The organism is Faunimonas sp. B44, assembly GCF_052655945.1.
In genome coordinates this window covers 1-25,022 of the sequence record NZ_JBQYEX010000003.1, presented here as the reverse complement: position 1 = coordinate 25,022, position 25,022 = coordinate 1, and the positions used below count along the sequence as shown (strand labels likewise).

The following is a 25,022-nucleotide window of genomic DNA, read 5'->3' as shown; positions in this document are numbered from 1 at the left end:
GGAGAACTGGAATGCGTTCCGAGGAAGCGAAGAATTTCCGGCTGCTCGGCCACGACCGGTCGGCTGCCTGGGGCGGCGGCAGCCTTGTCGAGGTGCGCCGCGGCCACGCCTATGTCGGCGCGGTCGGCGGCTCGAGCTACAACGGCAGGGAGGGGTTCACCGTCCACGACGTCAGCGACCCGCGCAACCCCAGGAAGGTCGCGGAGTTCCTGGCGCCGCCCGGCGTCCACATGCACAAGCTCAGGATCGTCGGCGACGACATCCTCTACGTGAACTCGGAGGCGCTCGCCGGCGAGCGCGGCAAGGGGGCCCGGACCGGCTTCTACATCTTCGACATCAGCAAGCCCGGGACGATCCGCGAGGTCGGCTTCTACGACATGCCCGGCAGCGGGCCGCACCGGTTCGGCGTCGATAACCAGCGCCAGCTCGCCTTCTTCCCGAACGACGCGCCGGGCTGGGACCGCCGCGTGATCTGGACCATGGACACGCGCGATCCCGTGAAGCCGGAGGTGGTCAGCATCTGGGGCCTGCCCTGGCAGAAGGCGGAGGGCGAGGGGATCCACAACGACCCGCACCCCTCCGAGCAGACCTGCACGCTGCACGGCCCGCCGATGATCCGAGGCGACCGCATGTTCGGGGCATTCTGGGGCGGCGGCGTCGCCATCATCGACTGCTCCGACCTGCGCGACATGAAGCTCGTCGGCCACACGCGCTGGTCGCCGCCCTTCGTGGGGTCCAACCACACCGCCTGGCCGATCGGCGACCGCCCCTATCTCGTCGTCACCGACGAGGCGCGCGCCAAGCAGAACTATTGGGACAGCCAGTTCATGTGGATCGTCGACATCCGCGACGAGACCAATCCAGTCACCGTCTCGACCTGGTTCCCCGACCGGGAGACCTATTTCAACCGGGGCGGCCGGTTCGGGGCGCACAACATCCTGGAGGACATCACGACCGAGGGGCCGTGGGCGAACCTCGTCTTCATCACCTATTTCAATGCAGGGTTGCGCGCCGTCGACGTCAGCGATCCCCTGCGGCCAAAGGAGGTCGGGTACTACGTGCCGACCGTTCCGGAAGGGCAGGAGGAGATCCAGTCGAACGACATCGGGCGCGACGAGCACGGCCGGCTCTACCTTATCGACCGCTGGGGCGCCGGGATGCACATCCTGGAATATACCGGCTGACGTCCGCAGCCGGCCCGCTTCGCAGGGGGGCCGGCTATTCCGCCTCTTCGCCGGCGAGCAGACGTTCCATCCGCTCTGCGGATGCCATCATCAGCGGCACGGTCTCGTTCAGCGCCCGCTCCATGTCCATGCGGACGAACGGCGCCTGCACGGCGAGCCCCGCCACGACCCGGCCGTCCGGATCGCGCACGGGTACGGCGAGGCTGAGCATGCCGAGCGTCGTGCCCTGGTTGGAGATGGAGAAGCCGCGGCGGCGGATTGCAGCGAACTCCGCCTCCAGCTCGTCCATGTCGACCAGCGTGAAGGCGGTGAAGCGCTTCAGCGGCTGCGAGGCTTCGAGGATCTGGCGGCGCCGCGTCTTCGGGAGGTGGGAGAGGATCAGCTTGCCGATCGCCGATGCGTGGGGGTCGAGCCGCTTGCCGACCTCGGAATGGACGCGGAGCGACCATTCCGATTCCACGCGGTCGATCAGCAGCACCTTGTTCTGGTCCAGGATGCCGAGATTGCAGGTTTCGTTGGTCTGCTCCGCGAGCGCCTCCAGCACGGTGTGGAACGGCCCGGTGCTGTGCGACTGATAGGCGGTCTTCAGCGCCAGCAGCCGGAGGCGCGGGCCGACGGTGAACCGCTCGCGGTTCAGGTGCCGCTGCAGGAGGCCGAGCTCCAGCAGCTGGTTGAGGATGCGGTGGGCCGACTGGCGCGGCAGGTCGAGCCGGGTGCAGATCTCCTGCATGCCGAGCGAATGGTCGCTCTCCAGGATGGTCTCCAGCAGCTGCATGGCGCGGCCGAGCGCGGAGCCGATCGCACGTCGCTCCGCGGCCGTATCGTGGGGACTCGGCTCGAACTGGAGGTCCCGGACGTTCGCCGCCCGTTCGGGACCGGGCGTCTCGTCCAAGGTCGTCGCGTCGGCCGGTTGAGGTGAGGCAGCTTTGTGGCGTGCCATGCGAGTAAACCTTCGGCTGCAATCCAAACTAGCAGGCGCCAGTCATTCGACCATCCCCGACGCCGCCGCAATAGGCCGAATGTCCGACATGACGGACGCCGGGGTGGTGCCCTGCATTCAAATGGTCATGGAGACGCCGCCGTCCACGTGGAGCGCTGCGCCGGTGATGAAGCTCGCCCGCTCGGAGACGAGGAAGGCAATGGCGTAGCCGACCTCCTCCGGCCGGCCGAGGCGGCCGAGCGGCACGCGCGCGATGCGCTGCTCGCGTACCTCCGCCTCGGTCTGGCCGGTGATCTCGGCCCATTCCCGCATCGTGTCGTCCTGCGTGTCGGTGTTGATGAGGTGCGGGATGAGCGCGTTGACGGTGATGCCGTCCTTCGCGAGCCAGCCGGCGAGCGCCTTGGTGAGGTTGAGGACCGCGGCGTTGTTGAGCCCGACGGCGACGGTGGCGAGGTGCGGCTGACGGGCGGCGAGGCCCGACACGTTCACGATGCGCCCCCAGCCGTTCTTGCGCATGGACGGGATGGCGTGGCGGAGCACGCGCGCATAGCCGTTGAGCTTCTCCTCGAAGAGCCCGGTCCAGCGGTCCTCGTCGAGCGACATGAAGTCGGACGGCCGGACGGCGGCGGCGTTGTTGACGAGGATGTCGATGCGGCCGAACTCGGCGAGGGTGCGGTCGATCAGCTGCTTCGCCTGGCCGTCATGGGCGAGGTCGGCCGCGATCCCGAACACCTTGCCGTTCCCGCGCGCCGCCATTTCGTGGCAGGCCTGGTCGACGCGCGCCTGGTCGCGGCCGGTGACGACGACCGTCGCGCCCTCCTCGAGCAGGGTCTCCGCGCAGCACCGGCCGTTGCCGCGCGTGCTGCCGGTCACAAGAGCGATGCGGTCGGCTATTCCGAGATCCATTCTTTCCTCCAGGTCCAGAGAGTTGACGTCCGCGGCCGATGCCCCGGATCAGACGAGAAGCCCGCGCGGCGTGGTGATGCCGAGCACGAGCTTGAAGGCGACGTAAATGAAGAGGACGAAGCCGCAGGCGTAGGCGGCGCTTGCGAGAAGGCGCGCCGTGCTCGAGCGGCCGCTGCCGGACAGCATGAAGAACGTCAGCAACAGGAACAGGAAGGCCGATTCGTAGAAGCCGATGCGCGAGGCGCCGAGCGCCAGAAGCGCCAGGCCGGCCATCAGCCCGAGCACGTTCCGCCACGGCACGCCGGAGAACGGCCGGATCGCAGCCGCGCGGCGGGCGAGGGGCCCTCGCGCGCTCATGGCCGCCAGCGCGCCGGCGAGCACCAGCAGCGCGCCCGAAATCATGGTCGGGAAGAGCGCCCCCATGCGGGAAAGGCCTGCCGCTTCCGCCAAACCGAAGAAGGCGAGGGCGGCGAGCACGGCGGCCAGCGAAAGATTCGCCGCACGCATGCTGACGCCGGGGCCGGCGTCGACGGGCAGCGGCTCCTCGGCGGCGACCCTGCGGGTCTTCAGGACCTGCATGACGCCGCCGGCGAGGATGGCGAAGGCGATGCCCATGAGCACGAGCGCCACCGGCCGGTTGGCGAAGTAAAGGAGAGTCGAGCCGTAATCGACCCGGCCGACCAGGGCGGACTGCTGGTAGCTCTCCTCGACGAGATGCCCGAGCACGAGGCCGAGCGCGACCGTCGCCACCGGCACGTCGGTGCGGCTCAGGAGATAGGCCGCCATGCCGATCGACAGCAGGACGTAGACGTCGAAGAGGCTGTTGCGCAGGCCATACGTGCCGATCGCGGAGAGGACGAGGACGGCCGGAATGAGCGCCCGCCGCGGCACGCGGACCACCAGGCTCGACCAGCGGATCGTGAGAAGGCCGACCGCGAGCATGGCGAAGACGGTCAGGAACAGGCCGGCCATGAAGGTGTAGACGATGTCGGCGCGCTCGGCGAAGAGGCGGGGCCCGGGAATGATGCCGTGGATGGTCAGCGCGCCGAACATCACGGCCGCCGATCCCGAACCCGGAATGCCGAGCCCGAGCAGCGGGACCATCGACCCGCCGACCACGGCGTTGTTGGCGCATTCGGGGGCCGCGACGCCCTCGTAGGAGCCGCGCCCGAACTGCTCCGGATGCTTCGACATGCGCTTCGCCTCGCCATAGGCGACGAATGCCGAGATCGAGGCTCCGGCGCCGGGCACGATGCCGACCAGCGTCCCAAGCAGGCTGGACCATGCGAGGAGCACCTTCATGCGCGCGAGCCGCGCGATCACGAAGCGCAGTACGCCCTGGCGCAGGACGAGCGGGGCGACGGCCTCCTCGGAGCGGTCGAGCAGGTTCAGGATGCTCGCCACGGCGAACAGGCCGAGCAGCGCCGGCACGAGCGGAATCCCGCCGACGAGCCGGTAATCGTCGAAGGTGAAGCGCATGTCGCCCGACATCGCGTCCTGCCCGACCACCGTCAGCGCGAGGCCGAGGGTGACGCCGATCAGCCCCTTCACGGGCTGCCGGCCGGAGAGGCTCGCGACCAGAAAAAGGCCCGCGACCGCTACCCAGAAGAGCTCGGCCGGCCCGAGCATGAGGGAGGCGCGCGCAAGGAGAGGCGTGAAGAAGATCAGCACGATCGCGCCGAAGGCGCCGCCGAACGTGCCCGCGAGGAGCGAGATGTAGAGCGCCTCCTGCGCCTCGCCGCGCTGCGTGAGCGGCGTGCCGTCGAGCGTGGTGCAGGCCGCGCCCGAGGTGCCGGGCGCATTGATGAGAATGGCCGAGATCGAGCCGCCGTACTCGGCCGCCATGTAGACGGCCGCGAGCATGATCAGGCCCTGCGCCGGGTCCATCGTGAAGGTGAAGGGCAGGAGCAGCGCAACGCCGCTCACCGCAGACAGGCCCGGAAGCGCGCCGATCACCAGCCCGGCGAAGGTGCCGACCAGCACCACGAAGAGGTGCATCGGCTCGACCGCCACCGCCAGTCCCTGGAAGATGTTGCTCCACATGCCGTGGTCCTCGCGGTGCGGCTCGCCGCGGCTCTCCCGGAGGAAGCGCCGTAGCGAGCCGGGCCCAGGCCTATTCCGCGAGCTTGTTGGCCTGCACGACGGCCTCGATGTCGCGCGTCATGGTTTCGATCGACGCCTGGGCCTGCTCGGGGCCGCGATACTCGGCCGGCAGGCCGACCTTCGTGCTCTCCTCCTGGAAAGCCGGGTCCCCGACGACCTTCTCGCAGATGTCCGCCCAATAGCTCACGAGCTCGGCGGACATGCCGGGCGGGCCGGCAAGGGCGCGGTAGCGCTCGGAGACGACCGGATAGCCGAGCTCCTTGAAGGTCGGGACGTCGGCCAGCTGCGGGTCGCGCTCCTCCGTCGCGATGGCGAGGGGGCGGAGCTGCCCCTTCTGCGAGAACGCGAAGATGTTGCTGCCGACCATGGCGTCGGTCGTTCCGGCGAGCGTGCCCTGCAGCATCTTGGAGCCGCCGTCGAAGGGGATCTGGGTGAACTTCGTCCCCGTCGCGTTCTCGATCAGAAGGGTGGTCATGAAGTCGGCGCCGAGCGTGCCCGAGTTCGCCACCTTCACCTTCTCGGGATTGGCCTTGGCGTGGTCCACGAGATCCTGGAGCGTCTTGAACTCGCTGTCCTCGCGCACGAAAAGCACGTCCGGCACGACGGCGTAGACGCATATGTTCGTGAACTGGTCGAGCGTGTAGCCCGTCTGCTTCGGCTTCACGAGCGCCGGAATGATGTTGAAGGGGGGCGTCACGATCGCAAGCGTGTAGCCGTCCGGCTCGGCGCGCACGAGTTCGGCCCAGCCGGTGGTCCCGCCGGCGCCCGGCTTGTTCAGCACGACCATCGACTGCCCGATCATCGGCTCGGCGAACTTGTTGAAGAGCCGCTGGGATGCGTCGGCCCCCCCGCCGGCCGCGAAGGGCACGATGACCTCGACCGTCCGCGACGGATATTCCTGGGCGGCCACCTGGCCTGCCCCGAGAAGGGCGGTCATTGCGACCGCCAGCGATGCACCAATCCGTTTCATTCTTTCCTCCCTGTTCGCTCCCCCGCGGAGCGCTCCCGAACCGGCGCGACCCTCCCCCAGGCCGTGCCGCCGTCCCTCAATCCGGCTTCTCCATGTCGATGCGGATGTTCCCGAACGCGTCGCGCGACGCCTGCCAGCCGGGGGGCACCAGGCAGGTGGCATCGTATTCCTCGACGATGAGCGGGCCCGAGCGTCGGCCGGCGAGCGCGTGCCGGCGCAGGACCGGAGTCTCCAGCCAGCCGAGATCCGGGCCGAAGAACGCTTCTCGCGCAGCCGGCCCGCTCGGCACCGGGTGCCCGGCCGGGTCGGGCCGGGTTGGCGCCGCGCCTTCGCGCCGCGCGTGCGCGACAACCTCGATCCCGACGATCTCGACCGGCTCGGCCGTACCGGCGCGATGGCCGTAGGTACGCTCGTGCTCCGCCCCGAAGGCGGCGTCCAACTGAGCAAGGGACTCGGCGCGAACAGCGCCATCACCGAAAGGAATCCTGAGATCGAAGGACTGGCCCTGATATTGCAGCCGCGCATAGCGCGTGAGCCGGACGCGTTCGCGCCCGCAGCCCTCGTCGGCGAGCACCGCCAGCGCCTGCGCCTCCATCTCGCGCAGCATCCGCTCGACGGCGGCCGGCTCCAGCCTGCCGAGGGGCGCGCGGAGGCTCCGCTGCACGTGGTGCTCGAGATCGGCGTGCAGAAGCCCCACCGCGGAGAAGACGCCGGGCGAGGGCGGGACGACGATCTCGCGGATGCCGAGCGCGCGCGCCATGCCGGCGGCGAAGAGCGGACCGTTGCCGCCGAACGCGAAAAGGGCGAAGCCGCGAGGGTCGCGGCCGCGCTCGACGGAGACGGCGCGGATCGCCTGCATCATGTTCGCGGCCGCGATCCGGTGCGCGCCGAAGGCGGCCTCCTCGACCGGCAGCCCGAGCGGCCGTGCGATCTTCCGCTCCAGGACCTCGAGCGCGAGGCTCCGGTCGAGCGGGACGCTGCCGTCGGCGAGCCCCGTGGGGCTGAGATATCCAAGCACCACGTTCGCGTCGGTGACCGTCGGCTCCTCGCCGCCCCGGCCATAGCAGACGGGACCGGGTGTCGCGCCGGCGCTCTCCGGCCCGATGCGGAGCGAGCCCCCGGCGTCGCGCCAGATCAGCGAGCCGCCGCCGGCGCCGACCTCGGCGAGGTCGATCGCCGGCACCTTCAGCATGTAGCCGCCGCCCGTCAGGAGCCGGGAGCCCGCTATGATGCCGCCGCCGACCTGGTACTCGCCGGCCTGGGCGGCCTGGCCGTCCTCGACGAGCGCGGCCTTGGCGGTCGTTCCGCCCATGTCGAAGGTGATGATCCGGGAGAGGCCGGACGCCGCCGCGATCGCCTGTGCGCCGGTGACGCCGGCCGCGGGACCGGATTCGACGATGTTCATCGGGAATCGTGCTGCGCGCTCGGCGGAGGTCAGGCCGCCGTTCGACTGCATGAGCAGGATCGGCGCGCCGAGGCCGGAGCGGGCGAGCCGCCCGCCGAGCCGCTCCAGGTAGCTTGCCACGGGTGGCTTCACATAGGCGTTCACGACGGTTGTGGAGACCCGGTTGTACTCGTTGATCTCCGGCAGCACCTCGTGGCCGACCGAGACCGGCAGGTCCGGCGCGAGCCGCGCGACGATGTCCCGCAGCGCCTCTTCGTGGACGGGATTGGCGTAGGCGTGGAGGAGACAGATCGAAATCGCCTCCACGCCCTCGGCGAGGAGCTCCGCGACCACCCGCTCCGCCTCTTCGGCGTCGAGGGCGCGCTCGACGACGCCGCTCGCGTCGAGCCGCTCGTCGACTTCCCGGCGCAGATGGCGCGGCACCAGTGCCGGCGGCTTCTGCCATGCCATGTCGTAGAGGCGCGGCATTCGCAGCGTCCGGATCTCGAGGACATCGCGGAAGCCTTTCGTGGCGATCAGCCCGGTGCGCGCGCCCTTACCTTCGAGAATCGCATTCGATGCGACGGTGGTGCCGTGGGCAAGCTGGCCGACGGCGGACGGCGCTTCGCCGAGCTCGGCGAGCAGGGCGGCGACGCCTTCGTCGATCGCCCGGGCGTAGTCGTCGACGGTGGAGGAGACCTTCTTCGTGCGGAACCGTCCGTCGGCACGGACCGCGACGAGGTCGGTGAAGGTGCCGCCGATATCGGCGCCGATGCGGATCTCAGTCATGCGCGGCCGCCGCGAGTTCCGGCGCCGTGCCCGGCTCCGGCTTCCGGACGGGGCCTCGATCGCTGCGCAGGCGCGCGCGAAGGCGTTCCGTGCCGAGGGCATCGACCGTCCAGCGGGCGGTATCGACCAGCACGCCGTATTCGGCGCGCGCGCCTTCCTCAGAAACGAAGCCGTCCCGCACGTCCCGGAGGACCAGCGCCGGGTCGCGCTGGAGGGGATCGCCCCAGCCGCCGCCGCCGGCGATCTCGTGACGGAACACCTCGCCGCGGCGGAGCGTCGCCGTCAGCTTCCCGGGCAGCGGCTCGAAGCCGGCGCCGCGGTCGATCAGGTTGACGGAGGGGTGGCCCGGCAGGCCGCCCTGCAGGCCGTAGGGGCGGAAGGCCTGGCGGTCCGCCCGGACCTGCAGCACCGCCTCTTCCTCGAGCAGGCGGTAGTCGCGGCGGATCGCGGCGCCGCCGCGATAGGTGCCGGCGCCGGACCGGTCCGGCACGAACTCGTAGACGAGCACCTGGACCGGCTGTTCGGCCTCGATCAGCTCGATCGGCTGGGTCGCCATGTTCACGAAGAGGTTCGAGGCGCCGTCGAGCCCGTCGGCGAAGGGCCGTGCGCCCCAGGCGCCGCAGACGAAGTCGACATGGATGAAGGGTGTCCGGTCCGGCCGCCGGCCGGCGATTGTGATGCCGGTATTGCCGCCTTCGGATGCCGCGAAGACGCGGCCGGGCAACATGGCGGCGAGCGCGCCGAGGCAGCAGTCGAGCATGCGGAAGCCGGTCAGGCCGCGCGCGGCGCAGGCCGCCGGCGGCAGCGCGTTCGCGATCGTCCCTTCCGGCGCGCTGACCTCGATCGCGCGGAACACGCCCTCGTTGATCGGCAGGTCGTGCGACACGATCGTGAGGATCGCGGTGTAGGTCGCCGCCTTCGTGTAGGAGAGCGTATTGTTGATCGCGCCGCGCACCTGCGGGGCGCTGCCGGTCCAGTCGACGGCGAGGCGATCGCCCGCCTTGGTCACCGTCACCTTCAGCCGGATGGGCTTGCCGATCTCGACCCCGTCGTCGTCGATGAAGTCCTCGAACGCGAACGTCCCGTCGGGGAGCCTGGCGAACTCCGCCCGCGCCATGCGTTCGGAGTAATCGATCAGTTCTCGTTCGAGTGCTGCGAAGCCCTCGCGCCCGTACCGCTCCGCCAGTTCGAGGAGCTGCCGGTCCGCGACGTGGCAGGCGGCCAACTGCGCACGCAAGTCGCCGGCGAGCTTCGCCGGCAGGCGAACGTTGGCCTCAATCAGGCGCATCAGCGTCTCGTCGCGGCGGCCGCCGGCATAGAGCTTCGCAGGGGGGATCCGGAGCCCCTCCTGGTAGATCTCGGTGGAGTCGGAGGCGTTCGACCCCGGGACACGGCCGCCGACATCGGCGTGGTGGCAAACGGTGGCGGAGAACCCGATCCGCTCCGCGCCCATGAAGACCGGCTTCATCAGGAAGATGTCCGGCAGGTGCATGCCACCTTCGAACGGGTCGTTCAGGATGAAGACGTCGCCCGGGGCTATGTCGTCGCCGAAACGGTCGAGAACTGCGCGCATGGCGGTCGGGATCGAGCCGAGATGGCCGGGCAGCGTCAGCCCCTGCGCGACGAGACGCCCGTCCGCATCTGTCACGGCCGTGGCGAAGTCCATGTTGTTCTTGAGGACGCCCGAATAGGCCGTGCGCATGAGGGTCACGGCCATCTCGTCCGCGATCGCGCGCAAGCCGTTCTTGAACAGCTCGAACTCGACCGGATCCCTTGGCGCCATGCCACCCCCTGGACCGCTTCGCCGGGATGCGATGGCTCGCCGAGGCCGAAAAAATCAGGCCGCGAACGACAGCGCATCTCTCATTTTCAACGATCCTATGGACCGTAAAATGGGAATGTCAACAGGACTGCGCCTGCGGCCCCGCATCGGCGCCGTTCGCAACCTGTTGCCGATCCGTGTGCCGCGCGGATCCGTGCATCCCGTTTCCAAGCGGGCCGCAGCACTGCTAACCATGACGTCACGACATTGGAGGATGCGGGAATGGGCGGTGGCCGGATCGAAGTCTCGAGCAGGTCCGGAGCGCGGTTCCCCGCGCTCGGCTTCGGCACGGGGAGCATCGGCGAGGATTGCGAGAAGACGGTGCTCGCGGCGCTCGAGGCGGGGTACCGTCACATCGACACGGCGCGGAAGTACGGCACGGAGCGCGGCGTCGGCGCCGCCATCCGCGCCAGCGGCCTGCCGCGGGACGACCTCTTCGTCACGACGAAGGTTTCCCACGAGCATCTCCGCGCCGACGATTTCGCGCGCTCCACCGAGGCGAGCCTTCGCGACCTCCAGCTCGATCACGTGGACCTTCTGCTCGTCCACTGGCCGCTGCCCGACATGCCCTTCGAGGAGACGATCGGCGCTCTCGCCGAGATGAAGCGGAAGGGCCTGACGCGGCACATCGGCGTGGCGAACTTCAACATCGCCCTGCTGGAGAGGGCGATGGCGGTGTCGCCGGAACCGCTTTCGGCGCTGCAGGCCGAGTATCATCCGTTCCTGGACCAGACGAAGGTCCTCGAGTTCTGCCGCAGCCGCGGCCTGATCTTCATCGCCTACTGTCCCCTCGCAAGGGGCAAGGTGTTCGCCGACGCTGTGCTCTCCGAGATCGCCGCGGAGGGTGGCAGGACCGTCTCGCAGATCGTGCTTCGATGGCTGGTCCAGCAGGAAAGCGTCGCGGCGATCCCCAGTTCGACCAGCCCCGGGCGGATCCGCGACAATTTCGACATATTCGGTTTCGAGCTGAGCGCGGCGGAGATGCGACGCATTCATGGTCTGGCGAGGCCGGACGGGCGGATCGTGAACCCGAAGGGGCGCGCCCCCGCCTGGGAAGCGGCGCAGCAGATCTGACGCGCCGGCGCAACAGGCGGGCCTTGCGCTCGGGGGATTAGGCGCGGGGGTAGGAGGGCCGTTCGTCCGGCACAATGCACGGCCGGCAGGAACCCGGCCGGGCGTCTGCGCATCTACGGACTGTCACGCATCACGCGCCGTCGTTCGAGTGGCGGCGCGCGGAGGAATGGGCCTTCATGGACACCGAGCGGCTCAGCCCGCGCTATCGCGGCATCGATGCCTGGGACTTGGACGACATGCTCGATGCGCTGGTGGAGGCGCAGTTCGTCGCGGTCGCCGCGGTGAGGGCGGCACGCGCCGATGTCGCCGCCGCGGCTGCCGCCGTCGAGGCGCGCCTCGAAGCCGGCGGGAGGCTCGTCTATGCCGGGGCCGGCACGTCCGGCCGGCTCGCCGCGCAGGACGGGGCGGAGCTCACGCCGACGTTCGGCTGGCCGCGCGACAGGCTGCTTCTCCTCATCGCCGGCGGCGAGCGGGCGCTGACACAGGCGATCGAAGGCGCCGAGGACGAGCGCGACGAGGCGGAAAGGCTCGTCCGGGAAGCGGGAATCGGCGCGGCCGACGTCATGATCGCGCTGGCGGCGAGCGGCACGACACCCTTCACGCTCGCCTGCATCGCCGCTGCGAAGGAGCGCGGCGCGCTCGCGATCGGCATTGCCAACAATCCCGGGACGCCGCTTCTTTCGCTCGCCGACCACGCCGTCCTGCTCGACACCGGCGCGGAGCCGATCGCGGGGTCGACACGGCTGAAGGCGGGAACGGCGCAGAAGATCGCGCTCAACGTGCTGTCGTCCGCGGTGATGATCCGGCTCGGCCGCGTCCACGAAGGGCTGATGGTCGACGTGCAGGCGGGCAATGCCAAGCTCGTCCGGCGCAGCGAGGAAATGCTCCTGTTCCTGACGGACCGCAGCCGCGAGGCGGTGCGCGAAGCGCTCGTGCGCGCCGGCGGCCGGGTGAAAGTCGCCGCGCTCCTCCTGCGCGGCTGTGAACTCCGTCAGGCCGAGGATCTGCTCGCACGCACCGGCGGGCGTCTGCGCGCCGCCCTCACGATGCTGGAAACCGGCTCCGGCATGAAGCAGGATTGAGCCGCCAAAGGATCGCAACGTGGATCGGAAACAGCAGCCGGAACGGAGTCCCGCCATGCATGCACATTCGATCATTGCCGCCCATCCCGAGGTGAAGGGCAACGTCAATCCCGCCCTCGTCGAGGCGCTCGAGGCGCTCGCCTCCTGCGCCCAGGCCTGCACCGCCTGCGCCGATGCCTGCCTGGCCGAGGACATGGTGAAGGATCTGCGCCAGTGCATCAGGCTCGATCTCGACTGCGCCGACATCTGCGCCATGACCGCGGCGCTCGCCACCCGCCGCACCGGGTCCAACGCAGCAATCCTGAGACGCGCGTTGGAGCTCTGCGTGGATGCCTGCCGCGCCTGCGCGGCCGAATGCGAGCGGCACGCCTCCATGCACGAGCATTGCCGGCTGTGCATGGAAGCGTGCCGGCGCTGCGAAGCGGCCTGCGCCGAGGCGATGGTGCACACAGAGTGATGATCCGGGCTTCGGCATGACGAGCGGAAGCGATCCGAGCCGTCTTCTGGAGCGGGCCGGCCTGCCCGAGGACCTGCAGATCCTCCTGCAGAAATATCCGCGGGTGACGTGGGCGGATCACCGCAATCTCGGCGCGCTCGCGCGGTTCTGGATGGGTCGGCACGACATGTTCCGCGAGTTGTCCGACGCACTCGCGGACGGGGCCGGGCGATACCTCGGCGGCGAAATCGACGGCGCCGGCTTCCGGCGCTGGTTCGCGCCGCGGATCGCCTTCTTCCTCGATCAGCTCGAGGGGCACCACCAGATCGAGGACCTGCACTACTTTCCGTTGTTGTCGGCGGCGGAAGGGCGCCTTTCGCGCGGTTTCGATCTCCTCGAAACCGACCACCAGACCATCCACCGCGCGCTGGAGGAGCTCGGATCGGCCTGGCACCGGCTCGACGAGACGCTGCGGAGCGGGGCGGACGGACGCGCTGCCGGCGAGGGCATGGCGCAGACGCTCGACGGCTTTCTGTCGCCGCTCCGGCGTCACCTCGCGGACGAGGAGGACCTGATCGTCCCGGTCATCCTCGACCGCGGCGAAGGTCCGCTCGGGCTTTCCTGATCCGGTACGAGCGATTGCGCGCCGGCGGGGCGGAGACTAACGTCTGCCCGCTTTCCTGGGGGGCGCATGCTGCCGGTCCGCTCCGATTACGACAGGCTCCGCAGGGACTTCCGCTGGGAGGTGCCGGCGCGGTTCAACATGGCGCGCGCCTGTCTCGCCAGGCCGGACGAGGACCGGCCGGCGATCCTCCAGGTCGAGAATAAGGGGGATGTCCGTAGCTGGTCCTACCGTCTCCTGCGGCAGCAGGCGGCGCGGCTTGCCAATGCGCTCCGTGCGCACGGCGTGGGACGGGGCGATCGGATCGCCATCCTGCTCCCGCAGACGCCCGAGACGGCGATCACCCACCTTGCGGCCTGGAGCATCGGCGCGATCACCGTCCCGATGGCGGTGCTGTTCGGGATCGAGGCGCTTCGCTACCGGCTCGAGGATTCTGGTGCGACGGTCCTCGTCACCCATCATCCGTGCCTGGAGAAGATCGCTGGTATCCGCGACGAGCTGCCGGGCCTGCGCCTGGTGATCTGCACCGACGGCCCGGGCGACGGCGCAGCCGGCTGGGAGGCGCTCCTCGGCCGGTCTTCGGACGTGAACGAGACGCTGGACACCTCGGCCGATTGTCCTGCCGTGATGGTCTATACCTCCGGCACCACCGGTCCGCCTAAAGGCGCGCTGCACGGCCACCGGGTGCTGCTCGGCCATTTGCCGGGCGTGGAGATGAGCCACGAGTTCCTCCCGCAGCCCGGCGACAGGCTCTGGACACCGGCCGACTGGGCCTGGGCCGGCGGCCTCTTCAACGTGCTGCTGCCGGGGCTCTTCTTCGGGGTGCCGGTCGTGGCCCAGCGCACCGAAGGCTTCGATCCGGAGGCGGCCTTCGCGCTGATGGCGGGACAGGAGGTGCGAAACGCCTTCATCCCGCCGACCGCACTGAAGATGCTGCGCGCGGCGGCACCGCCGCAGGGCCGGCACGGGCTTCGGCTGAGGACGGTCGCTTCGGGCGGCGAGTCGCTCGGCCGCGAAGCCTACGAATGGGGCCGATCGGCGCTCGGGCTGACCATCAACGAGTTCTACGGCCAGACGGAATGCAACTACGTGCTGTCGTCATGCGCCGCGATCGGCGTCAGCCGTCCGGGGGCGATCGGCAAGCCTGTCCCCGGGCACGACGTCGCCGTCATCGACGGCGAGGGCAGGCGCATGCCGGCGGGCGAGCAGGGGCAGATCGCCATCCGCGCGCCGGATCCGGTCATGTTCCTCCAATACTGGCGGCGCCCCGAGGCCACCCGCGAGAAGTTCGTCGGAGAGTGGATGCAGACCGGCGACCAGGGCGTGATGGACGAGGACGGGTACATCCGATTCTTCGGCCGTGACGACGACGTGATCACCTCGTCCGGGTATCGGATCGGGCCGGGCGAGATCGAGGATTGCCTGATCGGGCATCCGGCCGTGCGGCTCGCGGCGGCCGTGGGCAAGCCCGATCCGATACGGACCGAGATCGTGAAGGCCTATGTCGTCCTGAACGAGGGCTTCGAGGCCGGACCGGCGCTTGCCGACGATATCCGCGTCTTCGTGCGGGAGCGCCTGTCGGCGCACGAATATCCCCGGGAGGTCGCGTTCGTAGCCACCATCCCGCTCACCACGACCGGCAAGGTGATCCGCCGGCATTTCCGGGACGAGGCGCGGCGCGAGGCGGAAGAGACCGCCAAGACCCGCGTCACCTCCGGCTGATCGCCCGCCTCAGCCGCTTCCGAATTCGGCTCTTCGCGTCGAGCAGGCCAGCGACGATGGCCGACGCGCCTGCCCCGCCCACCACGAGCGTCCCGTAGGGTTCGCTGTCGCGCCACAGCATGGAGAGCATCGGGTTTCCTTCCTCACAGACAGGGTCGACCTCAACCAGGTCGCCGTCGGCGAGCCAGTTCGCCGTCGCCCGCCACATCAACTGCTTGCCGGGCGAGGACTGCGCATGGGCCTCGTCGAAGGCGGTCTTCCAGGGGATCGCCAATCCGCCCGATGTGATCCGGATCATCGCCGCGGCGGGTGTCCTGCCGACCCGCATCAGGTCTATCTCCGCCTTTCCGGCGCGTGCGAGGCCCAGGATGGCGCTGCGCGCGAAAGCCAGTTCGGCGGGGTGCTGGGCGAGGGCGGTGCCGCGGCGGCCTTTCCATCCCGAAGCCTCGATCTGGACGAAGGCCTCGAACGCGGTCGCGACTTCCGCTTCCCCCCGCGCCGTCTCGAACGATACCGCCTGGCGGTCCTGGAGGCGGCGGAGCTGCCGGCGGAGTTCCTTGCGATGCTTCGGCGCGGCCAGCATGCCCAGCGACGGCCGTATCTTCCGGTCGCCGAGGCGCAGCACGGGACGGCTGAAAGGGGCCGCCTCGAAGACGCGCATGCCGCATTCCGCGCCAGCGGCCCGGAGCGTTTCGGCGGCCGCGCTCGCGAACGGAAGATCGGAGAACAGGATTGGTCCGCAGCCCATCATTGCCGAACCGGCGAGAAGAGTGGCGAAGGCGGCCTCGCTCGCCGACGCATCGACGAGGGGAACGCCGAGCGGAGCGTAGGGATGCGTCCAGACCGACATGCGGCGCGGAAAGCGGGCGCGCACCATCGGTGCGAAGAGGATCAGTCGGCCGTCGCGCCGGACGGTCGCCAGCTGGACGCCGCCGGGATTGAGCGCTTCCGCGGCAGGCAGGAGGAACGCCGGCTCGAAGAACGGGTTCGCGTTGACGGCGCGGGCGGCCAGGTCCTCGACCTCGCGGCTGAGCGCCGGCAGCTCATCGAGGGCCGCAAGGACGAACGCTGCCGGCGGCGGGCGAGCCCCGTTCATGCCGCGGGCGGATGGGAATGGCGCCCCGCCCGGCAGGCGAGGCCAGGACGGGTCGGCTTGCGGGAGCAAGCGCGTGCACTCGACACGGCTGCGCCTGCGATAACAACCAGCCTCACCCCGCGAACCCGCCGCCGTCGAGATAGGCCTGCTCCGCGGGACTGGTGTAGCGCCCGAGCGCGGAATTGCGATGAGGGAAGCGGCCGAAGCGCCGGATGATGTGCTCGTGCTCGCGGGCGTAGTGGAGCGTCTCGTCGTTGCGCAGCGGATAGCAGAGGCGCACGCAGAGCGCCTGCTCGCGAAGCTGCTCGGCGTGCATGAAGGGCAAATAGAAGAAGACCTTGAGCGCCGGCTCGACGGCCGCGTCATGGCCGGCCGCAAGGGCCCGCTCGGCGATCCCCAGAGCCTTTCCGTCCGCCTCGAAGGCCCGTGCCGTGCCGCGATGGAGGTTGCGCGAGAACTGGTCGAGCAGCAGGATCAGTGCGAGCGCGCCTTCCGGCGTCTCCTCCCAATCGTCCAGTTCGCCAGTCAGAGCGGCCGCTCGAACGGCCTCGAACCGGGCGCGGATCGCGTCATCGAAGGCCTCGTCCTTGGCGAACCAGCGCTCCGGCCCGGCTTCGCGCCAGAACCCGACGACACTTCCCGGCTCGATCGCCGTGGCTTCCATGTTGATCTCCCGTGCGGCCTTCAGAGTTTCAGGCGTCCGCTGACGATGTCGCCATAGAGGTCGGCGGTCAGCGGCACGTAGGCCTGTCGCCCGGGATGAAGGAAGTAGAGCGCGTCCGCAATCAGCGCCGGATCGAACCCTTCCTTCACGAGGTCGACCTTTCGCTGCTTGAAGGTCGACGTGGCGTCGATCTCCCGCTGGATGCGGACGATCACGGGGCGGGCGTAGGCCGGCAGCTGGCGGGACACATGGGTGTAGAATCCTTCGGGATCCCATCCCTCGTCGATCACCAGGGCGACCATGCCGGCCCGGCCCTCCGTGTTGGGGATCTTGACGCCGTAGACGTTCGCTTCCTTCACGCCGGGGAAGATGGTGATCGCCTCGGACACCTCCGAGGTGGAGACGTTCTCGCCCTTCCAGCGGAAGGTGTCGCCGATCCGGTCGATGAAGTAGAAGTAGCCGTGGGCGTCCTTCCTCATCAGGTCGCCGGTCCGGAACCAGCGGTCGCCCCTGGCGAAAACGTCCGTCATGATCTTCTTCTGGGTGGCGCCGGAATCCGCGTAGCCTTCGAAGCGCTGGCTCGGCCGGAGCGGATCGTTCACGATCTGGGAGATCATCTCGCCGACCTCCCCGGGCGCGCACTTGATGCAGAACCCGTCCGCGCCGCGCACCGGCTGCTCCGTCTCGAGATCGAAGCGGACCACCTCGGTCAGGAACCGGCGCTCGGCCCATTTCGGGATCCGTCCGACCGAACCGACCTTCCCGTCGAAATTGAAGAGGACTGCGTTGCCTTCAGTCGCGCCGTACCATTCGAGGATCTTCGGGATGCGGAATCGGGTCTGGAAATCCTGCCAGATGTCCGGCCGAAGCCCGTTTCCGGAGGCAAGGCGCAAGCGGTGCCTCGTCTCCTTCGGGTGGGTCGGGCTGTTGAGGAGATAGCGGCACAGCTCCCCGATATACTGGAAGACGGTGCACTCGTTATCGACGATGTCGTCCCAGAACTGGGTGGCGGAGAATTTCTCCCGAATGATGACCGTGCCGCCGGCGGTCAGCGCAGCTCCGCTCGCCAGCACGCCACCCGAGGTGTGGTAGAGCGGCAGGCAGACATAGATGCGGTCGTGCTGCGACATCGCCATCGCCGCGTTGAAGGCGTACATGATGCCCTGAACCCGGTAATGGTTGATGTTGGCGGCCTTCGGGAGCCCGGTCGTGCCGCTCGTGTAGATGTAGAGGCAGCGATCGTTGTTCGTCAGCTTCGGCCGTTCACCGGCCGGAATCGGCGCGTCGGGGAACCGGTCGATGACCGTGTCGATGCGCTCCCACCCGGCCGGCGCGCCGCCGTGGCACCACAGCTTCGGCCCGGGGTCGAGATGCGTCTCCGCGGTCTTGAAGGCATCGACGAGGCTCGCCTCCACGATGATGTGCTTGGCGTGGACGATGTTGATGCAGTGCCCGAGCGCGGGCCCCGTCAGGTTGGTGTTGAGAAGGGCGGTGACCCCGCCAGCGCGGGCAATTCCGAGCCAGATGGCGAGGTATTCCGGCCGGTTCGGCATCAGGAGGGCGACGGTATCGCCCTTCGCGACCCCGTTTGCCGCGGCCCAGCGGGCATATCGGTTCGCGCGCGCATTGTAGGCCCGGTAGGAGAAGCTTTCGCGATCGGAGACGAGGGCAGCCTTGTCGCCATGCTCGGCCGCGAGGGCTTCGGCGACATCCGGGTATGTGCGGTTGGTATCCTTCGCGATCGGGGTGACCTTCGAAAGGGTCCGCAAGGCGCCGCGCAGATAGGCGATCTCGCTTCCTACCCGTTCAACGAACCCCATCCGTCCCCCTTGCGCCGGCGCGCCCAGTGCCCGGCAGTCCGTTCTTGCTTGCGGCCTGCGCCGGTTGCGAACTTAGCATCGGGTGTTCTCTATTGCGAGACTCTGGAGCAGGACGGCAGCAGGCGGGAGCGGATGAGCGAAAGCGTTCTGATCGACGTGAGGGGCCTCAAGTGCCCGTTGCCCGTTCTGAAGACGGCAAAACGCATGGCGCCGCTCGCACCGGGTACCCGGGTGAGCGTCCTCGCGACCGACCCGATGGCCGCCATCGACCTGCCCCACTTCTGCAATGAGAACGGCCACCGCCTGATCGAAGCGGATCGGGCGGGCGATCTGATGCGCTTCGAGATCGAGAAGGGGCCCGGTGCCGATCGCTCGCGCTGATCGCGGCTAGTTCGGCTTCGCCCTCGGCAGCGGGACGGCCGCCTTGGACGGAGCGCTCGGGAGCAGCGTGAGCGGCCCTTCGGTGGCGGGGAAGGGGGCGCCGGTCGCGTTCGCCTGTCCGACGAAGGCGGTCATCTGCGATGCGCCGGCAAGCGCGGCCGGCGGGTTTGGGCGAGCCTTCGGGACCGGCGCATCGGCCACCGCGAGCCCCCCGGCGGGCGAGGCACCGGCCGCGCCGCCGACATAGACGCGGATCGGCGGGCCGTAGGCGATCTTTTGTCCGAGATGGGTCGGCCGCACCTGGTCGCCCTGCTGGATGACGACCATCCCGTTCGGCAGCGTCTTGAATTCGGGCTGCTCGGAATCGCCGGCCGCGATGGCGCCCCGCCGCGCCTTCAGGTACGGGCACATGTCGAGCGGCTCGCGGAACTCGGCGCCGGAGCGAAGGCCGGCAAGCTGCGGCCGCGCCCCGCCGAACAGCGCCCGCGAGCGGAAGCCCTTCTCGAGGAGCACTGCGGCCTGCTCGGCGCGCTCCAGAGCATTATAGGATCCGAAGACGACCGCGATCATCTCCCGGCCGTTCCGCTCCGCGCTCGCGACGAGGTTGAAGCCGGACGAACAGATGTAGCCGGTCTTCATCCCGGTCGTGCCCCGGAAGCGCTCCACCAGCGTGTTGTAGTTCTTGAGGACCGTCTTGCCGATCTGGATCGCGTGCAGGTTGAGATACGCGCGGTACTCCGCGAAATCCGTAGTCAGCGCGCGACCGAGCAGCGCCATGTCCCGCGCACTGCTGACATGGCGGGGGTCCGGAAGGCCGTGCGGGTTCACGAAATGCGTGGCGACCATTCCGAGCCGGCGCGCCTGCGCATTCATGCGGTTCGAGAACGCCTCGACGCTGCCGCCGACCGCCTCCGCCACCGCGACGGCGACGTCATTGGCGGATTTCACCATCAGCATCTTGAGGGCGTTGTCGAGGGTGATCACCGTGCCCTTCTTGAAGCCCATCTTGCTCGGCGGCTCGGCCGCGGCGCGGGCGCTCATGACGACCGGAGATTGCAGGTCGATCTCGCCGGCGCGGACGGCGGCGAGCGCGACATAGAGCGTCATCAGCTTCGTCGTGGAGGCCGGATACCACGGCCGCGCCGCATCGCGCTCCTCGATCACCTCGCCGGTGCGCGCGTCGACGAGCACGTACGGCGTCGTCACCGCCGGCAACGGCGCAGGAGTGGCCGCAGTCTGCGCGGCGGCAGGCGCCAGCGGGACGAGCATCAGGAGGACGAGCGCGAGCATCCGCCGCGCGGCGCAGGAAATCGGGGGACGCTTCGTCGGCTTCACGACGGCCTCTTCGGTTTCTCGGCCTTTTCCTACGCGATTTTGCGCGTCGCCGCATCCCCGCCGTGCCGGTTGTCAGCCGTGCTGCAGGTCCTTAGCCTCGGATTCGACTGGAGGCCGCCATGCCCGTATCGAACAGCATCGCCGACCGCGCCGACGAGATCGCCCAATGGCGGCGCGACTACCACCGCCATCCCGAACTCCTCTACGACGTGCACCGCACGGCCGCCGACGTTGCCGCCAAACTGCGCGCCTTCGGTTGCGACGAGGTGGTCGAGGGGCTCGGCAGGACCGGCGTCGTCGGCGTGATACGCGGCCGTTCGTCCGGGAGTGGGCGGGTGGTCGGGCTGCGCGCCGACATGGATGCGCTGCCGATCAGCGAGGAGAGCGGCAAGCCCTGGGCGTCGGAAATCGCGGGAAAAATGCACGCATGCGGCCATGACGGCCACACTGCCATGCTGCTGGGCGCCGCCCGCCACCTCGCCGAAACCCGCAATTTCGCCGGCACGGCGGTGGTGATCTTCCAGCCGGCGGAGGAGGGGGGCGGGGGCGGTCGGGCGATGATCGAGGACGGCCTCGTCGAGCGCTTCGGCATCGGGGAATTCTACGGGATGCACAACATGCCCGGCCTGCCGGTCGGCCATTTCGCGATCCGCCCGGGAGCGATGATGGCCTCGGCCGACCACTTCACCATCACCATCGAGGGCCGCGGCGGCCACGCGGCCAAACCGCACGCAACCGTCGATCCTGTCCTCGTCGGCGCGCACATGGTGCAGGCGCTGCAGAGCGTGGTTTCGCGGAACGTCGACCCGTTGAAGAGCGCGGTCGTCTCGGTGACCACCTTCCATGCCGGGGACGCCTTCAACGTCATCGCCTCACGCGCCAGCATCACCGGCACGGCGCGCGCGCTCGAGCCGGTCGTCCGCGACCTCGTGGAGCGGCGGATGAGCGAGATCGTGCAGAACGTGGCGGCCGCCTTCGGCGCCTCGGCCCAGTTCACATATCTGAGGAACTACCCGGTCACGGTGAACGATCCGGGCGCGACCGAGCATGCCGCGGAGGCCGCCCGCGCAGTCGCCGGCGGACTCGCCGTCGACGCCGCACATCCGCCGATGATGGGCGGCGAGGATTTCTCCTTCATGCTGGAGAAGCGCCCCGGCGCGATGATCTTCATCGGCAACGGCGACAGCGCCGGGCTGCACCACCCGGCCTACGATTTCAACGACGCCGCCATCCCCTACGGCGCCTCCTACTGGGTCGCGATCGTCGAGAGCCGGCTGCCGGCGGCCTGAGGCCCGCCGGCCCGGCCGTCTCACCCGCGCGCGTGGCCGGACGCCGCCGCCTCGGCGTCGAGCGCTCGGCGGTGCTCGTCGGCGGAAGCCTCGGAGAAGCAGCAGAACACGATCTCGGCGAGCGCGCCCGGCGCCGAGCGCGCGAAGCCGGCCGCCGTGCCGACCGCGATCGCGGCGGCGGCCGCCGCCGGATAGCCGTAGATGCCCGTCGAGATGGCCGGGAATGCGATCGTCCGGACGGCGTTCCCGGCGGCGAGCGTCAGCGCGTTCCGGTAGGCGCCGGCGAGTTCGGCCGCCTCGCCGCGCCCGCCGCCCTGCCAGACCGGACCGACGGCATGGATGATGCGGCGCGCGGGCAGGCGATGACCGCCCGTGATGCGCGCCTCGCCGGTTGGGGAGGGGGCGACCCGGGCGCATTCGGCGGCGAGATCCGGCCCCGCGGCGCGGTGGATCGCGCCGCAGACGCCGCCGCCCGGCGCGAGCGCCTCGTTCGCCGCGTTCACGATCGCGTCGGTGTCGAGCGTGGTGATGTCGGCCACCACGACCCGAAGCAGCGTCGCGCCGATCCGCAGTTCGTCCATGGCGCGATCCTAGCACGGAAGGGCGGCGTCTGACCCACCCGCGGGCCCACGCTCGGGCGCGGCCGGCTTCACAGCAGGTCCCGCAAGGCGATCAGCGGCGGGAGCTCCGCGAATGGCCAGGGGTTCCGGCCCGCGCCGAGAAAGACGAGCGACTGCCGCCAGAAGCCGTCGCGGTGGCGCTCGTGGAAGAGGCCGAAATGGCCGATCTCGGCCCTGCCGAAATCGTGCGGCGTCAGGAGCACGTGGGTCTTCCGCGCTCCGGAATAGTATCGAAGCGTGCGGTCGATCGCCTGCGGCGAGGCGATCGCGTCGTCGCTCATGCCGATCGCCAGGATCGACGCGCGGACCGCGGCGAAGCGCGCCAGGATCCCGGCGCGCTCGGCCGGCGGGTAGCTCGCCTCCATGCGTGCCCGGCGGAAGCTCCACTCATTGGCGACGCCGGCGGGCAGGTCCTCCAGCCAGCCGAGCCGGCGCCCCGGGAAATAGCCGAAGAGCCGGGTGAGCGCCGGCATGGCGACGTGCCACTTGAGGAAGAGCCGGCGCCGGTGCAACTCCGCATAGTCGCGCCACCAGGCGTATTGCGCGCCGACGGTCAGCATGCGGTCGATCCGGTGCGCCTCCGGCGAGAAGCCGGGCAGGAAGCCGCCGATCGAATGGCCCACGACCTGGACCGGTCCGGGCAGGCGGAGCGCGAGCGCGAAGCGCAGCGCGGCGTCGAAATCGCGCTCGCCCCAGTCGCGCCAGCGGAAGCGGCAGCCCCGGAGCGTCGGCGGCCGCGACGCGCCGATGCCGCGATAATCGTAGGTGACGACCGCGAACCCGGCCTCCGCCAGGAAGCGGGCATAGCGGTGATAGTAGCGCGCGCGCACGCCCGTAGCCGGATTGACGACGATTGCGCCGGAAGCGCGTGCGCCGGCGCTTCTCCACAAATGTCCGCCGAGCCGCACGCCGTCGGCGCACGAAAGCCCGATCTCCTCTTCCCTGACGAAACCCACGCCGCGCCTCCGCTCGGACCTGCGGCTTGATCGTCGCGGAGCGGTGCGGCAATTTATACTCACTAGTCAGTATACTTGGGGGAGCCGGTGGGCGACACGCGCGACAGGATCGTGAAGGCGGCGTCGGCGCTGTTCTACCGGCAGGGCATCCGCGCGGTGAGCGTCGACGCCATCGCCGAGAAGGCCGGCCTCACCAAGCGCTCGCTCTACTACCATTTTAGGAGCAAGGACGATCTGATCACGGCCTATCTGGAGGCCCGCGACCGGCCGAACCTCGACGCCTTCGACCGCTGGTTCGAGGAGGCGGAGGGCGATGCCGGCGCGAAGGTGCGCGCCGTGTTCGGGCATCTCGCTTGCGCCGCGCGCAGCCCGAAATGGAAGGGCTGCGGCTTCCTGCGCAGCGCCGCCGAGCTCGTCGGCATGCCCGGCCACCCGGCGATCCGGGCGGCGAACCGGCACAAGGCGGGGTTCGAGGCCTGGCTCGCCGATCGGCTCGCTGCGGCCGGCGCGGCCGACGCGGAGGCGCTCGCGCAGCAGGTCCGCCTCCTGATGGACGGTGCCTTCGCGGTGGTGCTCCTCAACCGGGACGCGCGCTACATGGACCGCGCCGGCGAGGCGGCGGAGGTGCTGGTGCGGGCGGGGATGGGGGCGGGGCGATAGCGACGCTTGCGGAGGCGGAAGCGCCGCGCCCCCCTCCCGAAAGCGGCTTCGCCGCTTTCAACCTCCCCGCGAGGGGGAGGTTGGGGGGCCGTGCCGGTTCGCGTGGTCCGGATGCGGCGGATGGTCCGCATTTCCACACCCGCTGTCGTCATGCCCGGGCTTGACCCGGGCATCCAGCAGGCGGTGCCGCAGGGGTGGCGCTGCTTGGATCGCCGGATCAAGTCCGGCGATGACGACAGGGAATGGGGTGGGGGCGGTTCGATCGACCCCCTGCGGCTCCTCTCGTTTTGTCGTCATGCCCGGGCTTGACCCGGGCATCCAGCGCAGCCGAGCCGCAGGGGTGGCGCTGCCTGGATCGCCGGATCAAGTCCGGCGATGACGACAGAGTGTGGGGCGGGGGCGGCAGGGGCTGGACGGTGTGACGAGACGAGCGCCTGTCGTTCTCGGGCCAGGAATCAATCGGGCTTCCGGGCAAGCGTAGGTGCCGCGCCCCCCTCCCGAAAGCGGCCCTGCCGCTTTCGACCTCCCCGCGAGGGGGAGGTTGGGGGTTGTGCCGGTTGACGACCGCCTCGGCACCGTGACGGCATCCGTTCAGATCCTGCGATCGGGCACGGCCGCGGCCGGGGGCTCCGCTCAACCTCCCCCTTGCGGGGAGGTCGAAATTCCGGAGCCGGAGGCGCGCGGAATTTCGGGAGGGGGGCTGGACCGCGCCGCGATATCGGTGTCGATCATGGTGGACTGGAACCCGTACGAAGAACCAGCGATGCCCAGGCACCTACCGCCGAAGCGCAACCGCCTTCTTGCCAGGGCGATGCGGCGCGACATGCCCGATGCGGAATTCCGGCTCTGGCGCGAGTTGTGCGCCCACCGGCTCGACGGCCTCGGTTTCCGCCGGCAGGCCCCGATCGGCCCGTTCATCGAGGACTTCCTCTGCCCGGCGGCGAAACTGGTCGTGGAGGTCGACGGCGGCCAGCACGGCCTCGAACCGGCGCGCGCCAGGGATGCGGCCCGAACGCGCCGGCTCGAAGAGCACGGCTACCGTGTGCTCAGATTCTGGACCGACGAGGTGATGCGCGACATCGACGGCGTCTGCACCACGATCCTCGCGGCTGCGCGGGAGCGGCTTCCGCGTTCCGCGGAACCGCCCGTGTGAACGGCGACGCCGCG

22 protein-coding genes are annotated in these 25,022 nt (G+C 69.8%); 10 read left to right on the top strand and 12 right to left on the bottom strand.

From position 1 onward, the window contains the following. Positions 1-11: 11 nt before the first annotated feature. The gene (locus tag ACUN0C_RS06230) at positions 12-1,184 is read left to right on the top strand and encodes an LVIVD repeat-containing protein (RefSeq protein WP_445465472.1); all 1,173 of its coding nucleotides are present in this window, start codon (positions 12-14) and stop codon (positions 1,182-1,184) included. A gap of 34 nt (positions 1,185-1,218) precedes the next feature. Here the strand turns inward: ACUN0C_RS06230 and ACUN0C_RS06225 are convergent, their stop codons facing one another. From ACUN0C_RS06225 to ACUN0C_RS06200, 6 genes are all read right to left on the bottom strand, one after another. Next, a complete protein-coding gene (locus ACUN0C_RS06225) occupies positions 1,219-2,076 on the bottom strand; it encodes an IclR family transcriptional regulator (RefSeq protein ID WP_445465471.1) in 858 nt (285 codons plus the stop codon). A 165-nt stretch (positions 2,077-2,241) separates the two neighbouring features. Continuing rightward, entirely contained in the window at positions 2,242-3,030 is a 789-nt protein-coding gene (locus tag ACUN0C_RS06220; protein WP_445465470.1) for an SDR family NAD(P)-dependent oxidoreductase, read from the bottom strand. A gap of 48 nt (positions 3,031-3,078) precedes the next feature. Further along, entirely contained in the window at positions 3,079-5,073 is a 1,995-nt protein-coding gene (locus ACUN0C_RS06215) for a tripartite tricarboxylate transporter permease (protein WP_445465469.1), read from the bottom strand. A gap of 70 nt (positions 5,074-5,143) precedes the next feature. Then, positions 5,144-6,103, bottom strand: coding sequence for a Bug family tripartite tricarboxylate transporter substrate binding protein (locus ACUN0C_RS06210; protein ID WP_445465468.1), 960 nt, complete (start codon positions 6,101-6,103; stop codon positions 5,144-5,146). A gap of 76 nt (positions 6,104-6,179) precedes the next feature. Next, positions 6,180-8,276, bottom strand: a complete 2,097-nt coding sequence (locus ACUN0C_RS06205) for a hydantoinase/oxoprolinase family protein (protein WP_445465467.1) — start codon at positions 8,274-8,276, stop codon at positions 6,180-6,182. Further along, positions 8,269-10,059: a hydantoinase B/oxoprolinase family protein gene (locus ACUN0C_RS06200; protein ID WP_445465466.1), complete on the bottom strand. Its 1,791-nt coding sequence runs from the start codon at positions 10,057-10,059 to the stop codon at positions 8,269-8,271. The genes ACUN0C_RS06205 and ACUN0C_RS06200 overlap by 8 nt, the downstream gene beginning before the upstream one ends. Positions 10,060-10,320: 261 nt before the next feature. Between ACUN0C_RS06200 and ACUN0C_RS06195 the strand changes: the two genes are divergently transcribed. The 5 genes from ACUN0C_RS06195 to ACUN0C_RS06175 all read left to right on the top strand — a co-directional run bounded on the left by ACUN0C_RS06195 (position 10,321) and on the right by ACUN0C_RS06175 (position 15,034). After that, complete coding sequence (locus ACUN0C_RS06195; protein ID WP_445465465.1) at positions 10,321-11,172, top strand: aldo/keto reductase; 852 nt, start codon at positions 10,321-10,323, stop codon at positions 11,170-11,172. 176 nt (positions 11,173-11,348) lie between these two features. Further along, positions 11,349-12,254, top strand: a complete 906-nt coding sequence (locus ACUN0C_RS06190) for an N-acetylmuramic acid 6-phosphate etherase (RefSeq protein ID WP_445465464.1) — start codon at positions 11,349-11,351, stop codon at positions 12,252-12,254. Between the two features lie 55 nt (positions 12,255-12,309). After that, positions 12,310-12,711 (top strand): four-helix bundle copper-binding protein, encoded by a 402-nt coding sequence (locus ACUN0C_RS06185; RefSeq protein ID WP_445465463.1) that lies wholly within the window; start codon positions 12,310-12,312, stop codon positions 12,709-12,711. 16 nt (positions 12,712-12,727) lie between these two features. Beyond that, positions 12,728-13,315: a hemerythrin domain-containing protein gene (locus tag ACUN0C_RS06180; RefSeq protein WP_445465462.1), complete on the top strand. Its 588-nt coding sequence runs from the start codon at positions 12,728-12,730 to the stop codon at positions 13,313-13,315. A 66-nt stretch (positions 13,316-13,381) separates the two neighbouring features. Beyond that, positions 13,382-15,034 (top strand): AMP-binding protein, encoded by a 1,653-nt coding sequence (locus ACUN0C_RS06175; RefSeq protein WP_445465461.1) that lies wholly within the window; start codon positions 13,382-13,384, stop codon positions 15,032-15,034. On the opposite strand, the gene ACUN0C_RS06170 is transcribed toward ACUN0C_RS06175, so the two are convergent. From ACUN0C_RS06170 to ACUN0C_RS06160, 3 genes are all read right to left on the bottom strand, one after another. Then, positions 15,021-16,130: a GNAT family N-acetyltransferase gene (locus tag ACUN0C_RS06170; protein ID WP_445465460.1), complete on the bottom strand. Its 1,110-nt coding sequence runs from the start codon at positions 16,128-16,130 to the stop codon at positions 15,021-15,023. The genes ACUN0C_RS06175 and ACUN0C_RS06170 overlap by 14 nt on opposite strands. Before the next feature lie 112 nt (positions 16,131-16,242). Beyond that, a complete protein-coding gene (locus ACUN0C_RS06165) occupies positions 16,243-16,794 on the bottom strand; it encodes a DUF924 family protein (RefSeq protein ID WP_445465459.1) in 552 nt (183 codons plus the stop codon). A gap of 20 nt (positions 16,795-16,814) precedes the next feature. After that, positions 16,815-18,614, bottom strand: a complete 1,800-nt coding sequence (locus tag ACUN0C_RS06160) for a long-chain-acyl-CoA synthetase (protein ID WP_445465458.1) — start codon at positions 18,612-18,614, stop codon at positions 16,815-16,817. Between the two features lie 132 nt (positions 18,615-18,746). On the opposite strand from ACUN0C_RS06160, the gene ACUN0C_RS06155 reads away from it, so the two are divergent. Continuing rightward, the gene (locus tag ACUN0C_RS06155) at positions 18,747-18,995 is read left to right on the top strand and encodes a sulfurtransferase TusA family protein (protein WP_445465457.1); all 249 of its coding nucleotides are present in this window, start codon (positions 18,747-18,749) and stop codon (positions 18,993-18,995) included. Between the two features lie 6 nt (positions 18,996-19,001). On the opposite strand, the gene ACUN0C_RS06150 is transcribed toward ACUN0C_RS06155, so the two are convergent. After that, positions 19,002-20,330, bottom strand: a complete 1,329-nt coding sequence (locus ACUN0C_RS06150) for a D-alanyl-D-alanine carboxypeptidase family protein (RefSeq protein ID WP_445465456.1) — start codon at positions 20,328-20,330, stop codon at positions 19,002-19,004. A 119-nt stretch (positions 20,331-20,449) separates the two neighbouring features. Between ACUN0C_RS06150 and ACUN0C_RS06145 the strand changes: the two genes are divergently transcribed. Further along, positions 20,450-21,619: a M20 aminoacylase family protein gene (locus ACUN0C_RS06145; RefSeq protein ID WP_445465455.1), complete on the top strand. Its 1,170-nt coding sequence runs from the start codon at positions 20,450-20,452 to the stop codon at positions 21,617-21,619. 20 nt (positions 21,620-21,639) lie between these two features. On the opposite strand, the gene ACUN0C_RS06140 is transcribed toward ACUN0C_RS06145, so the two are convergent. Beyond that, positions 21,640-22,200, bottom strand: a complete 561-nt coding sequence (locus ACUN0C_RS06140; RefSeq protein ID WP_445465454.1) for a macro domain-containing protein — start codon at positions 22,198-22,200, stop codon at positions 21,640-21,642. Between the two features lie 68 nt (positions 22,201-22,268). After that, entirely contained in the window at positions 22,269-23,195 is a 927-nt protein-coding gene (locus ACUN0C_RS06135; protein ID WP_445465453.1) for an alpha/beta hydrolase family protein, read from the bottom strand. An 87-nt stretch (positions 23,196-23,282) separates the two neighbouring features. Between ACUN0C_RS06135 and ACUN0C_RS06130 the strand changes: the two genes are divergently transcribed. Together ACUN0C_RS06130 and ACUN0C_RS06125 are read left to right on the top strand one after the other, a co-directional pair. After that, positions 23,283-23,855: a TetR/AcrR family transcriptional regulator gene (locus ACUN0C_RS06130; RefSeq protein ID WP_445465452.1), complete on the top strand. Its 573-nt coding sequence runs from the start codon at positions 23,283-23,285 to the stop codon at positions 23,853-23,855. A gap of 763 nt (positions 23,856-24,618) precedes the next feature. Then, a complete protein-coding gene (locus ACUN0C_RS06125) occupies positions 24,619-25,008 on the top strand; it encodes an endonuclease domain-containing protein (protein ID WP_445465451.1) in 390 nt (129 codons plus the stop codon). The last annotated feature ends 14 nt before the right edge of the window (positions 25,009-25,022 follow it).

Bases quoted from the DNA above. Each gene is read 5' to 3' on its own strand.
- ACUN0C_RS06200 (WP_445465466.1), bottom strand. From the start codon at position 10,059: ATGGCGCCAAGGGATCCGGTCGAGTTCGAGCTGTTCAAGAACGGCTTG.
- ACUN0C_RS06205 (WP_445465467.1), bottom strand. From the start codon at position 8,276: ATGACTGAGATCCGCATCGGCGCCGATATCGGCGGCACCTTCACCGAC.
- ACUN0C_RS06155 (WP_445465457.1), top strand. From the start codon at position 18,747: ATGAGCGAAAGCGTTCTGATCGACGTGAGGGGCCTCAAGTGCCCGTTG.
- ACUN0C_RS06160 (WP_445465458.1), bottom strand. From the start codon at position 18,614: ATGGGGTTCGTTGAACGGGTAGGAAGCGAGATCGCCTATCTGCGCGGC.
- ACUN0C_RS06195 (WP_445465465.1), top strand. From the start codon at position 10,321: ATGGGCGGTGGCCGGATCGAAGTCTCGAGCAGGTCCGGAGCGCGGTTC.
- ACUN0C_RS06230 (WP_445465472.1), top strand. From the start codon at position 12: ATGCGTTCCGAGGAAGCGAAGAATTTCCGGCTGCTCGGCCACGACCGG.
- ACUN0C_RS06185 (WP_445465463.1), top strand. From the start codon at position 12,310: ATGCATGCACATTCGATCATTGCCGCCCATCCCGAGGTGAAGGGCAAC.
- ACUN0C_RS06165 (WP_445465459.1), bottom strand. From the start codon at position 16,794: ATGGAAGCCACGGCGATCGAGCCGGGAAGTGTCGTCGGGTTCTGGCGC.
- ACUN0C_RS06210 (WP_445465468.1), bottom strand. From the start codon at position 6,103: ATGAAACGGATTGGTGCATCGCTGGCGGTCGCAATGACCGCCCTTCTC.
- ACUN0C_RS06145 (WP_445465455.1), top strand. From the start codon at position 20,450: ATGCCCGTATCGAACAGCATCGCCGACCGCGCCGACGAGATCGCCCAA.
- ACUN0C_RS06220 (WP_445465470.1), bottom strand. From the start codon at position 3,030: ATGGATCTCGGAATAGCCGACCGCATCGCTCTTGTGACCGGCAGCACG.
- ACUN0C_RS06190 (WP_445465464.1), top strand. From the start codon at position 11,349: ATGGACACCGAGCGGCTCAGCCCGCGCTATCGCGGCATCGATGCCTGG.
- ACUN0C_RS06215 (WP_445465469.1), bottom strand. From the start codon at position 5,073: ATGTGGAGCAACATCTTCCAGGGACTGGCGGTGGCGGTCGAGCCGATG.
- ACUN0C_RS06170 (WP_445465460.1), bottom strand. From the start codon at position 16,130: ATGAACGGGGCTCGCCCGCCGCCGGCAGCGTTCGTCCTTGCGGCCCTC.
- ACUN0C_RS06140 (WP_445465454.1), bottom strand. From the start codon at position 22,200: ATGGACGAACTGCGGATCGGCGCGACGCTGCTTCGGGTCGTGGTGGCC.
- ACUN0C_RS06125 (WP_445465451.1), top strand. From the start codon at position 24,619: ATGCCCAGGCACCTACCGCCGAAGCGCAACCGCCTTCTTGCCAGGGCG.
- ACUN0C_RS06180 (WP_445465462.1), top strand. From the start codon at position 12,728: ATGACGAGCGGAAGCGATCCGAGCCGTCTTCTGGAGCGGGCCGGCCTG.
- ACUN0C_RS06175 (WP_445465461.1), top strand. From the start codon at position 13,382: ATGCTGCCGGTCCGCTCCGATTACGACAGGCTCCGCAGGGACTTCCGC.